We start from the raw sequence: 12,156 nt of genomic DNA on the forward strand, positions 1-12,156 counted from the left end.
CCGGCGTTTGAGGCGCGGGGTCTGGGGCGGAGCCCCAGCAACGGCGCCGCACCCGCCCAGCCCCGCACCCCCGCACCCTCACACCCGCGCCAAAAACCCCCGCACGGCGGCGAAGAACCCCTCCGGGTCCCCGACCCGCACGGAGTGCCCCGCCGGGAGCTCCACCAACCGCACCCCCGCCCTCCGCACCGTCATCTCCCGCGCGTGCTCCGCCGACAGCACCCCGCTCCGATCCCCCCGCACCAGCAGCGTCGGCTTCCGCACCCCCAGCCAGTCCGCCCAGTGGTCCCCGTTCAGCTCCCGCTGGGACTCCACCATGTCCTCCGCCTCGAACGCGGTCCCCCACCCGTCCGGGTACTCCTGCAGGGACCCCTCCAGGTACGGCGCCGAGCTCCCCGTCCCCGCCAGGAACCCGGCCCGGGTCGCCGCCCGCCCGGGCCACTGTCGTACGAACGACAGGTCGCCGTCGACCACCGCCCCGATGTCCTCGACCACCACCGCCCGCACCAGGTCCGGCCGCCGCGCCGCGAGCTGGTACGCGTTGACCCCGCCCAGCGAGTGCCCCAGGACCACCGCCGGCCCCAGCCCCAACTGCTCCAGCAGCAGGGCCGCGTCCGCCACGTACCCGTCCCGCGTGTACTCCGCCGCCCGGTCGGACCTCCCGTGCCCCCGCTGGTCCAGGGCGATCACCCGCCACGCCGGACCCACCTCCTGGGCCAGCCCCTCGAAGGCCGTCGCCCCCGCCTCGAAGTGCCCGTGCAGCGCCAGCAGCGGCGCCCCCGGCCCCCCGAAGTCCGTATAGGCGAGCCGCCGCCCGTCCGGGGCCACCATCACCCCCGGCAACGGCCCCAGCTTGTCGATGACCCGCTGCCGCAGCAGCTGGTACTCCTCCCACCGCCTGCGCAACCGCCCCGGAGGCCGCTTCACGATCCGCCCCGGCGTGACCGTCTCCCCCCGCCGGAACTGTTCCCGCGTCAGATCGATACGGACGCCCCCGGGCAGCACGTTCCACCAGTGATAGCCCTCCTGCCGGCCGTCGTGGAACACCTCACCCAGCATCAGGTCCCCACCCACGAGGTCCTGCACCACGAGCGCCGTGATGTCACAGTGCCCCCAACCCGGATTCTCCGGAGTCCAGGGGATCTTCGTGATGTCGGAGGGCTCGCAGGTCTCGGCCGACCATCCCGCCCGGATGGCCGCCTCGAGGTCCGCAAGAGTCCAAGGAATCGTCATGCTCCCCAGCCTGCCGCACCCCACTGACAACCCCGCCGACCACTGCATCGGCACGCTCCCGCGCACCGATGAAACGACAGGAAGAGGATCCGACGCATGTCGGCGGGCCGGCCCAAGGACACGCACACCACTGCTCCGAACGGCGGCCCCTCACCCCACCCCCCGTACGTCGAGACGACAATCATTGCCCGGCGTCACCCCCCGTGATACACAGAGTGACCGCATGTTCTCGCGCCTACGCACCGCCCCTGCCCAGGTCAGAGCGCGGAAGCGGTGCGTGAGCCGCGATATCGGGTAAAGAGAGCCGTCAAGTCGACGACGGCGGCGGTTTCATCAGCGAAGATAGTGCGTGACCCCTGCCGTCGGGCAAGGGGCTTCCGGAACTACCCTTACAGGGGCGGTGAGTTACATGATCCTGGCAGCCGAAAAGGGCGACATCACCACCATCATCGGCGGAATCGCCCCGAACTGGGGGCCGTTCGGCAGTCTCGGCAACGAAGCGAAGGTCATGATCGAGGTGGTCATGGCCGTCGCGATCCTGCTCTGCCTGGGCATCGCCATCTGGGGGGCGGCCAAACAGCGCATCGGCGCGACCGCCCTGCGCGACACGTTCAGCGCCGAACAGGGCAAGGGCCTGATCGTGGCCGGGCTGACCGGAGTCTTCATCATCGGCTCCCTCGGGACGCTGTTCACGATCGTCTACGGGATGGCCGTCTAGCCGGGTCACGCGCCGGGCCCCGTAGCTGATGACGCATCACGACACCACATCCACGCGGGAACCAGCGCTACCGTCGTACGACGCGGAGGGGGCGGACAGGGAATGAGCAACGACGACCAGTACGGCGGCGGCGCCGGCGGCTACGGCGAGGTCGGCGGCACCGGCCAGACCCGCACCCGCCTCCCGGACTCCCCGACCGACCCGTACGGCCCGACCCGCCGCACCCCCCGCGCCTCCCGCAGCCTGATCACCGTGGTCGGCGTGGTGGTCCTCCTGATCGCCGCCATCGCCTTCGCCAACTCGGCCCCGGACACCAAATCGGACCCCGCCTCGGACAAACCCCCGACGGACTCCTCCACGGCAGCCACGGGCACGAACCCGGTGACGGACAGAACGGCGGGCATCCCCAAGGGCTTCGCCCACGACGAACAGGGCGCCCAGTCGGCCGCCGCCAACTTCGCCGTGGCGCTCGGCTCCGACGCCATGTTCAAGAAGAACACCCGGCACACCCTGGTGGACGGGATCTACGCACCTGACGTGGCAGCCCGCCTGAAAGGCCCTCAGGACGAGGCCTACTCGGCCGACTTCCTCGCCAGAATGGGACTCGACGCCAACGGCAACGCCCCGCAGGGCAGCGTCTTCGTCACCCGTACCGTCCCCATCGGCACCCGCGTGGAGAGCTACACCCCGACCACAGCCAAGATCGCCGTCTGGTACACCGGTCTGATCGGCATGTCCGGCCCCAAGTCCACCGACCCCGTGCGGACCCTCTGGAAGACCTGGACCTTCGAACTGAGCTGGATCGGCGAAGGCTGGAGAGTCATCGACGACACCCAGCAGGACGGGCCCGCCCCGGTACCCGGCGATGTCCCCGTGTCGACGTCGGACGACATGAGCAAGGCCATCAAGGAATTCGGGGGATTCACCTATGCCCGCTGACCGCCGGCTGCCCGCCCGGCTGAGCCTGATCGCCTCCGCCCACCTCGCCGTCGTAGCCATGGCGTCCACCGCCCACGCCGCTCCCACACCGAGCCCGACGGCGACACCGTCCCCCTCGGCGCCGGCCGCGAACAAGGACTGCGATCTCCTGTTCGGCTCGGCCAAGGAGTACTGCCTCAAAGGCGACGGCGCGGCAACGGGCGGCACTTCCGGCAGAGGGCTCGACTCCACCAGCGGGGACGCCCTCAACCCCCTGGCCTCCCTCGCCCGCGGCTGCGCCGACGCCGCCTCCTGGATCGTCACCAAGCTCAGCGAAGCGGTGAACGGCTCGGCCGAGGTCGACTTCACCAACCCCGCCTTCCTCAAGCAGTACTCCGTCGTCTTCGCCGCCTCCACCATCCTCACCCTCGTCCTCTGGCTCTTCGCCGTCGCCAAGCGAGCCGTCCGCGGCGTCCCCCTCACCACCGCCATGTCCGAAGCCATCGGCTTCCTCTGGCTCACCGTCCTCGCCTCCGCCTTCACCCCCCTCGTCCTCTACACCGTCGTCTCCGCCACCGACGGCGTCACCGCGGTCATCGCCTCCGCCACCGGCGGCCAGACCGACGTCTTCTTCGGCTCCTTCTCCGAAGCCCTCAAGAAGGGCGACGACATCGGCGGCGGCCCGATCATGCTGATCGTCGTCGCACTCGTCACCGTCCTCGCCGCCGGCGTGCTCTACCTGGAGCTGTTCATCCGGGCCGCCCTCCTCTACGTCGGCGCCCTCCTCGGCGTCGTCGTCTACGCAGGGCTCGTCGACCGCAACCTCTGGGGCCACGTCCGCCGCTGGGCCGGCATCATGATCGCCGTCATCCTCGTGAAGCCGGTCATCGTCATCGTCCTCGGCCTCGCCGGCGCCCTGACCGGAGAGAAGGGCCCCAACGCCTTCTCCGCCGTCGTCACCGGCCTCGCCATCATCCTCCTGGCGATCTTCGCCTCCGCGATGATCTACCGCTTCGTCCCCGGCTTCGGCGACGAGATCGCCTCCGCCCGCTCCAACCGCAGCAAGGCCACCGACGGCGCCCAGGCGGCCGCCGTCATCAGCTCCCCGGCCTCCCTCGTCTCGCAGGGCATCAAGACCCACAGCAGCCGCGGCGCCCACCGCGGCGACGGCGGCAGCGGCGGCAACAACGCCCCCCGCCCCGCCAACCCCCTCTCCGGAGGCGTGGCCGCCCACAGCAGCCGACCCACCTCCGGCGGCGGAGCCGGCGGCGGCGGATCTGTCCCCTCCGCCGCACCCCCGCCCCGCACGAGCTCGAGCACGAGGAACACAGGAGGTGACGGGCGTTGACGACCCAGTCCCACCAGATGCACCCGGTCGCGCCCCGCCGCACGTATCTCATCGGCCGCGCCCGGCCGAACGCGATCGTCGGCAAGAACCGCGAGACCGGCGAGATCGCCCTGATCATCGCCGGGGCGTTCTTCGGCATGATGAGCGGACTGCTCGTCCCCGACCTCACCCTGCGCATCGTCAGCCTCGCCGGCTTCCCCATGATCGCGCTCGCCGCCGTGTACGTCCCGTACAAGGGCCGCACCTTCTACCGCTGGTTCGAGATCAGCCGCAGCTACAAGCGCACCCTGCGCCGCGGCACGACCTACCGCTCGGGCGCCATGGAAGCCGGCATCCGCGGCTCCGACGGCCGCGAGGTCGAGGTCGGCCCGCCCCCCGGCATCGGCCGCATCAGCTGGCTCGCCGCCCCCTTCGGCCCCGACGAGATCGCCGTCCTCCTGCACGCGGACCGCCGTACCGTCACCGCCGCCATCGAGATCGAGGGCCCCGGCGTCGGCCTGCGCGACAGCGAGGACCAGGAAGCCCTCGTCGACCGCTTCGGCACCCTCCTCAAGCACGTGGCCAACGGCGACGGCTTCGTCACCCGCCTCCAGATGCTCGCCCGCACCCTCCCCGCCGACCCGGACGCGCACGCCAAGGACGTGGCCCAGCGCGGGGACACCCAGGCCCCCGGCTGGCTCCGCGACTCCTACGACCAGCTCCAGTCGATGGTGTCCACCTCCTCCGAGCAGCACCGCGCGTACCTCGTCGCCTGCATGCACTACACGCGCGACCTCGCCGCCGAGGCCAACGCCATCGCCCGCGCCGGCACCCCCCACAAGGGCCGCAAGCTCGACCGCGACGCCGGCCTCGCCATCGTCATGGCCCGCGAGCTCACCGACATCTGCGCCCGCCTCGCCGAGGCCGACATCCGCGTCCGCCAGCCCCTCGGCCAGGGCCGCCTCTCCTCCCTCGTGCACTCCATGTACGACCCGGACCACCCCATCGACCACATCCAGGCCATGACCAAGCGCAACGCCTGGCCCGCTGAGCTGGACGCCGTGGAGCCCACCTTCCTCCAGGCCAAGACCCGCGAGTCCTCCACCCGCGCCCCTTGGTGCCACGCCACCGCCTGGGTCAAGGAGTGGCCGATGACGCCCGTGGGCGTCAACTTCCTCGCCCCGCTGCTCGTCCACACCCCCGACGTGATCCGTACGGTCGCCGTCACCATGGACCTGGAGCCCACCGAGGTCGCCATCGAGCGCATGCTCACCGAGAAGACCAACGACGAGGCCGACGCCTCCCGCGCCGCCAAGATGAACCGCACCGTCGACCCCCGCGACATCGCCGCCCACGGCCGGCTCGACCAAAGAGGTGAAGATCTCGCCAGCGGTGCGGCAGGAGTCAACCTCGTCGGGTACATCACGGTGTCCTCGCGTTCGCCGGAGGCCCTCGCCCGCGACAAGCGGACGATCCGCGCCTCCGCCGGCAAGTCCTACCTGAAGCTGGAATGGTGCGACCGCGAGCACCACCGCGCCTTCGTCAACACCTTGCCGTTCGCCACCGGCATCCGACGCTAGCTGGAGGGAAGTGCCGCCCATGCGAGATCCCATGTCCGCCCTGACGGACGCCTTCACCAGCTTCCTCTTCGGCAAAGTCGAAACCACGCGCCTGCCCGTCCGCACCTCCACCGGGCAGGCGCAAGCCGTCTACCTGCCCACCGCCGCCCCCGGCCTCGGCGACTCCGGCGTCATCATCGGCCGCGAGGTCTACAGCGGCAAGGGCTACATCTACGACCCCTTCCAGCTGTACGGACAGCAGCTCCCGGCCCCCCACTGGCTGGTCCTCGGCGAATCCGGAAACGGCAAGTCCGCCCTGGAGAAGACCTACGTCCTACGCCAGCTCCGCTTCAAGGACCGCCAGGTCGTCGTCCTCGACGCCCAGGGCGAGGACGGCGTCGGTGAGTGGAACCTGATCGCCCAGCAGCTGGGGATAACCCCCATCCGCCTGGACCCCATCGCCGCCAACGACGACGGGATCCGCCTCAACCCCCTCGACCCGGCCATCACCGCGACCGGTCAGCTCGCGCTGCTCCGGACCATCATCGAGGTGGCCATGGGCCACGGCCTGGACGAGCGCTCGGGCTTCGCCCTGAAGGTCGCGCACGCCTACGTCGTGGAGACCATCACCACGCGCCAGCCGGTCCTGACCGACATCGTGGAACAACTGCGCCACCCCGAGCCCGAATCCGCCCTCGCGATGAACGTCGACATAGACGATGTCCGGGCCTGGGGCCTCGACGTCGCGCTCGTCATCGACCGCCTCGTCGACGGTGACCTGCGCGGCATGTTCGACGGCCCCACCACCGTCGGCATCGACCTCGACGCCCCACTGATCGTCTTCGACCTCTCCCACATCGACCGCAACTCCATCGCGATGCCGATCCTCATGGCGATCGTCGGCGTCTGGCTGGAGCACACCTGGATCCGCCCCGACCGGAAGAAGCGCATCTTCCTGGTCGAGGAGGCCTGGCACATCATCAACAGCCCCTTCGTGGCCCAGCTGTTCCAGCGCCTGCTGAAGTTCGGCCGGCGCCTGGGCCTCTCCTTCGTCGCGGTCGTCCACCACCTCTCGGACGTGGTCGACGGCGCGGCGGCACGCGAGGCGGCGGCCATCCTCAAAATGGCCTCGACCCGAACGATCTACGCCCAGAAGGCGGACGAGGCCAGAGCCACGGGCCGGGTCCTGGGCCTCCCGCGCTGGGCCGTCGAAATCATCCCGACCCTCACCCCGGGCATCGCCGTCTGGGACGTCAACGGCAACGTCCAGGTGGTCAAACACCTGATCACCGAGGCCGAACGCCCCCTCGTCTTCACCGACCGCGCCATGACCGAGTCCTCCGCCCCCACCCGCCTGCCCGCCGACATGCTCGCCGCCGAACTGGAGGCGGAGGAAAGGGCCCTGTCCATCGAACGCCGCCGCGGCGGCCCCGGTTCTGCGACCACGGTGGCCTGACCATGCACGACGCAAGACGTACGGAGCCCCCCGCGCGCGGCGGCGTCCCCGACGGCCTGCTGGTCGGCCTCCTGGCCTTCCTCCTCGGCCTCGCCGTCCTCGTCTGGTCGGCCACCGGCCTCGCGGCCGTCCTGGCGAAGGGCTCCTGGCCCGACACGGTCACCTTCACCCGGACCCCGGGGGCCGTCCGCGCCCTGATAGCGCAACCGCACGACATTGCCGCCGCCTGGCCGGACACCGACCCGGCGGCCCTGTCGGGCTGGGGTCTCTTCTGGGGCCTGTTCGTCAGCCAGCTCCTGGTGATGTTCGTCCTCACCGTCTTCGCCATCGGCGTGATCGCCCGCACCAAGTCCCGCCGCGCCGTCGCCGGACAGCTCGCACAATCTCCCGTACCGCCCGCCGCCGAACCGGCCGCGGCCACCCCGGTCCCGCAGGCGTTCGAGGCGGCGGGGGCCGGTGCCGGCCCTCGCGGCAGCTCCGCCGCACCGCAACCGGCACCGACACCGGCACCGGCTCCGGCGCCTTCCGACGGGGCCTACCGCTACGGCTTCGGCCACGCCCCCCAGCCGGCCTCCGCAGCCACTCTCCCGCACGACCCGGCGGACGCGAACGGCCTTGTCTACGGGGGCCCGAACGACCGCTTCCGCGCCGCCGCACACCGCATCCGGGAGATCGAGGGGGCAGCGCTCGTCGTGACCTCCTCCCCCACCCTCTGGGCCGAGACCAAGGACGCCCGCGCCAAACTCGGCCCGGTCCTCCTCTACGACCCCTCCCACTTGTGCGACACCCCGGCCCGCATGCACTGGAACCCGGCTGACGGCTGCGTCGACCGTGACACCGCCGCGGCCCGCGCGATCGCCCTGCTGGCCCCCGTACGCCCGCAGGCCCGCATGGACGCTGCCGTGGCCGACACCGCGGAAACCCTCCTCCGCAGCTGGCTGCAGGCGGCCGCTCTGGAGGACCGCCCGTTCAAGCTGCTCCACCGCTGGGCCCAGGGCAACAGCGCCCAGGACCCCGTGCGCGTCCTGCGTACGCACCCCCAGGCCGCCCCCGGCGCGGCCGGCGAGCTGGAGAGTGCTCTCACCGCCCACCCCGAACGCCGTGAGCTGGCACAGAACCTGACGGCTCGTGCCCTGTCCTGCCTGACCTCGATCCACATCCGCGAGGCATGTAATCCGAACCGAACAGATGCGCTCACCTTGGCATCATTCGTGACCGAGGGGGGCACCCTCTACTTGGTGGGTGAAGCTCTGGAGGACCCTCGCACCCACCCGGGTGCGATGCCCTTGCTCACCGCACTCGCCTCTCACGTGGTCGAGCACGGCCGCCGCATGGCCGCACGGTCATCCCACGGTCGGCTCGACCCACCACTCTCCCTGGTGCTGGACGATGTGGCCGCCGTCGCCCCGATCCCCCAGCTCCCGGAACTCCTGACCGAGGGGGCGCTCCCCCTGCTCGCCCTGTGCCGCAGCCGCGAACAGGCCCGCTCCCGCTGGCCCGAAGCCACGCTCCCCTAGAACGGGGACCCTGCTCACGCTCCCGGGCGCGTGCGGACGTACTCCCGCTCCTTCGCGCCGGTCTCCAGCGGTATCAGCAGTCCGCTGGCCTCGAACCCGTACCGCCGGTAGAAGCTCTCCGCCCGCGGGTTGTCCTCGTGCACGAACAACCGCACTCGCGCGGTCGCCGGCTCCTCCAGCGACCAGGCCCATTCCAGCGCGGCGTCGAACAGCCTCTCCACGAGCCCGCTGCCTCGCTGCTCGGGGCGGACGAACACCCCGACCAGGTGGCCCTGCTGCTGCTCGATGGCCTCACCGAAGTAGTCGGTGCCGCCCTGCGCCTCGATGAGCACGGTCACGGACCCGACCCACCGACCGTCACGGGCCTCGGCGATGAACTGCCGGGCGCCTCGCCCCTCGGCAGCGCCCGCGGCACGCTGCTGCCAGAACTCGTCGCCCTGGGCGAGCGCCCCCTCCTCGGTCTCCAGGAAGGCCACATTCGCGGCGGGATCCCGGAGCGCCACCAGCCGAAGCTCCTTGACCTTCTCCCACTCGTCGCCCCGTACGGCCCTGATCACGTAGTCATCGCTCATGCTCGGGATCCTAACGAGCGACCATGGCCGGCCCACCAGCGTTTTTCCGCATACGGGATTCCGGGTCCTGAAACACAGAAAAGCCCCGCACCGAACCCATAAGGGCTGGTGCGGGGCTTCCGCAATGATTGTTCGGCGGCGTCCTACTCTCCCACAGGGTCCCCCCTGCAGTACCATCGGCGCTGAAAGGCTTAGCTTCCGGGTTCGGAATGTAAACCGGGCGTTTCCCTAACGCTATGACCACCGAAACACTATGAAATTTGAACATGCTGGTGTTGACACAGCTGTTCGTTATTTCAGAACTAACACAGTGGACGCGAGCAACTGAGGACAAGCCCTCGGCCTATTAGTACCAGTCAGCTTCACCCGTTACCGGGCTTCCACATCTGGCCTATCAACCCAGTCGTCTACTGGGAGCCTTACCCTCTCAAGGAGGTGGGAATACTCATCTTGAAGCAGGCTTCCCGCTTAGATGCTTTCAGCGGTTATCCCTCCCGAACGTAGCCAACCAGCCATGCCCTTGGCAGGACAACTGGCACACCAGAGGTTCGTCCGTCCCGGTCCTCTCGTACTAGGGACAGCCCTTCTCAATATTCCTACGCGCACAGCGGATAGGGACCGAACTGTCTCACGACGTTCTAAACCCAGCTCGCGTACCGCTTTAATGGGCGAACAGCCCAACCCTTGGGACCGACTCCAGCCCCAGGATGCGACGAGCCGACATCGAGGTGCCAAACCATCCCGTCGATATGGACTCTTGGGGAAGATCAGCCTGTTATCCCCGGGGTACCTTTTATCCGTTGAGCGACGGCGCTTCCACAAGCCACCGCCGGATCACTAGTCCCGACTTTCGTCCCTGCTCGACCCGTCGGTCTCACAGTCAAGCTCCCTTGTGCACTTACACTCAACACCTGATTGCCAACCAGGCTGAGGGAACCTTTGGGCGCCTCCGTTACCCTTTGGGAGGCAACCGCCCCAGTTAAACTACCCATCAGACACTGTCCCTGATCCGGATCACGGACCGAGGTTAGACATCCAGCACGACCAGAGTGGTATTTCAACGGCGACTCCACAACCACTGGCGTGGCTGCTTCAAAGTCTCCCACCTATCCTACACAAGCCGAACCGAACACCAATATCAAACTGTAGTAAAGGTCCCGGGGTCTTTCCGTCCTGCTGCGCGAAACGAGCATCTTTACTCGTAGTGCAATTTCACCGGGCCTATGGTTGAGACAGTCGAGAAGTCGTTACGCCATTCGTGCAGGTCGGAACTTACCCGACAAGGAATTTCGCTACCTTAGGATGGTTATAGTTACCACCGCCGTTTACTGGCGCTTAAGTTCTCAGCTTCGCAACCCCGAAAGGTCACTAACCGGTCCCCTTAACGTTCCAGCACCGGGCAGGCGTCAGTCCGTATACATCGCCTTACGGCTTCGCACGGACCTGTGTTTTTAGTAAACAGTCGCTTCTCGCTGGTCTCTGCGGCCACCCCCAGCTCACGGAGCAAGTCCGATCACCAGTGATGGCCCCCCTTCTCCCGAAGTTACGGGGGCATTTTGCCGAGTTCCTTAACCATAGTTCACCCGAACGCCTCGGTATTCTCTACCTGACCACCTGAGTCGGTTTAGGGTACGGGCCGCCATGAAACTCGCTAGAGGCTTTTCTCGACAGCATAGGATCATCCACTTCACCACAATCGGCTCGGCATCAGGTCTCAGCCTTAATGAGGGACGGATTTGCCTACCCCTCGGCCTACACCCTTACCCCGGGACTACCACCGCCCGGGCTGGACTACCTTCCTGCGTCACCCCATCGCTTACCTACTACAAGTCTGGTTCGTCGGCTCCACCACTTTCCTTTCCCCGAAGGGTCCGGAACGGCTTCACGGACTTAGCATCGCCTGATTCGATATTGGGCGTTTCAAAGCGGGTACCGGAATATCAACCGGTTGTCCATCGACTACGCCTGTCGGCCTCGCCTTAGGTCCCGACTTACCCTGGGCAGATCAGCTTGACCCAGGAACCCTTAGTCAATCGGCGCACACGTTTCTCACGTGTGTATCGCTACTCATGCCTGCATTCTCACTCGTGAACCGTCCACAACTAGCTTCCGCTGCTGCTTCACCCGGCACACGACGCTCCCCTACCCATCACAGCGGGCGTTGGCCCTATTGCTGCAATGACACGACTTCGGCGGTACGCTTGAGCCCCGCTACATTGTCGGCGCGGAATCACTTGACCAGTGAGCTATTACGCACTCTTTCAAGGGTGGCTGCTTCTAAGCCAACCTCCTGGTTGTCTCTGCGACTCCACATCCTTTCCCACTTAGCGTACGCTTAGGGGCCTTAGTCGATGCTCTGGGCTGTTTCCCTCTCGACCATGGAGCTTATCCCCCACAGTCTCACTGCCGTGCTCTCACTTACCGGCATTCGGAGTTTGGCTAAGGTCAGTAACCCGGTAGGGCCCATCGCCTATCCAGTGCTCTACCTCCGGCAAGAAACACACGACGCTGCACCTAAATGCATTTCGGGGAGAACCAGCTATCACGGAGTTTGATTGGCCTTTCACCCCTAACCACAGGTCATCCCCCAGGTTTTCAACCCTGGTGGGTTCGGTCCTCCACGAAGTCTTACCTCCGCTTCAACCTGCCCATGGCTAGATCACTCCGCTTCGGGTCTAGAGCGTGCAACTCAATCGCCCTGTTCGGACTCGCTTTCGCTACGGCTTCCCCACACGGGTTAACCTCGCTACACACCGCTAACTCGCAGGCTCATTCTTCAAAAGGCACGCAGTCACGACCGTTGTTCCGAAGAACAACGGCGACGCTCCCACGGCTTGTAGGCACACGGTTTCAGGT

General features: G+C 67.8%; 8 protein-coding genes and 2 rRNA genes (1 of these 10 only partly in view). 6 read left to right on the forward strand and 4 right to left on the reverse strand.

What is annotated here, in order from left to right; all coding sequences use genetic code 11:
* Positions 1-78: 78 nt before the first annotated feature.
* Positions 79-1,233: an alpha/beta fold hydrolase gene (locus tag OG624_RS19395; RefSeq protein WP_371639635.1), complete on the reverse strand. Its 1,155-nt coding sequence runs from the start codon at positions 1,231-1,233 to the stop codon at positions 79-81.
* A gap of 409 nt (positions 1,234-1,642) precedes the next feature.
* Here OG624_RS19395 and OG624_RS19400 point away from each other — a divergent pair, with 409 nt between their 5' ends.
* The 6 genes from OG624_RS19400 (at position 1,643) to OG624_RS19425 (ending at position 8,728) form a co-directional block, all read left to right on the forward strand.
* Positions 1,643-1,951 carry a hypothetical protein gene (locus tag OG624_RS19400; protein WP_008742356.1) on the forward strand — a complete coding sequence of 103 codons (309 nt, stop codon included), beginning with the start codon at positions 1,643-1,645 and terminating at the stop codon, positions 1,949-1,951.
* A gap of 102 nt (positions 1,952-2,053) precedes the next feature.
* On the forward strand, positions 2,054-2,890 hold the full coding sequence (locus OG624_RS19405; RefSeq protein WP_033227121.1) for a hypothetical protein: 837 nt from the start codon (positions 2,054-2,056) through the stop codon (positions 2,888-2,890).
* Positions 2,880-4,217 carry a hypothetical protein gene (locus OG624_RS19410; protein ID WP_266352382.1) on the forward strand — a complete coding sequence of 446 codons (1,338 nt, stop codon included), beginning with the start codon at positions 2,880-2,882 and terminating at the stop codon, positions 4,215-4,217. The genes OG624_RS19405 and OG624_RS19410 overlap by 11 nt, the downstream gene beginning before the upstream one ends.
* Positions 4,214-5,776, forward strand: a complete 1,563-nt coding sequence (locus tag OG624_RS19415) for an SCO6880 family protein (RefSeq protein ID WP_033227125.1) — start codon at positions 4,214-4,216, stop codon at positions 5,774-5,776. The genes OG624_RS19410 and OG624_RS19415 overlap by 4 nt, the downstream gene beginning before the upstream one ends.
* A 19-nt stretch (positions 5,777-5,795) precedes the next feature.
* Positions 5,796-7,211, forward strand: a complete 1,416-nt coding sequence (locus OG624_RS19420) for an ATP-binding protein (protein ID WP_033227127.1) — start codon at positions 5,796-5,798, stop codon at positions 7,209-7,211.
* Between the two features lie 2 nt (positions 7,212-7,213).
* Positions 7,214-8,728 (forward strand): type VI secretion protein, encoded by a 1,515-nt coding sequence (locus tag OG624_RS19425; protein WP_371639636.1) that lies wholly within the window; start codon positions 7,214-7,216, stop codon positions 8,726-8,728.
* 14 nt (positions 8,729-8,742) lie between these two features.
* Here the strand turns inward: OG624_RS19425 and OG624_RS19430 are convergent, their stop codons facing one another.
* The 3 genes from OG624_RS19430 to OG624_RS19440 all read right to left on the reverse strand — a co-directional run.
* Positions 8,743-9,300, reverse strand: coding sequence for a GNAT family N-acetyltransferase (locus OG624_RS19430; protein WP_352163903.1), 558 nt, complete (start codon positions 9,298-9,300; stop codon positions 8,743-8,745).
* A 130-nt stretch (positions 9,301-9,430) separates the two neighbouring features.
* Positions 9,431-9,548: ribosomal RNA gene (gene rrf, locus OG624_RS19435) — 5S ribosomal RNA — on the reverse strand.
* A 78-nt stretch (positions 9,549-9,626) separates the two neighbouring features.
* Positions 9,627-12,156 (reverse strand): 23S ribosomal RNA (locus tag OG624_RS19440) (it continues 593 nt past the right edge of the window).

This window comes from Streptomyces virginiae (assembly GCF_041432505.1).
GTDB classification, from domain to species: Bacteria; Actinomycetota; Actinomycetes; order Streptomycetales; family Streptomycetaceae; genus Streptomyces; species Streptomyces virginiae_A.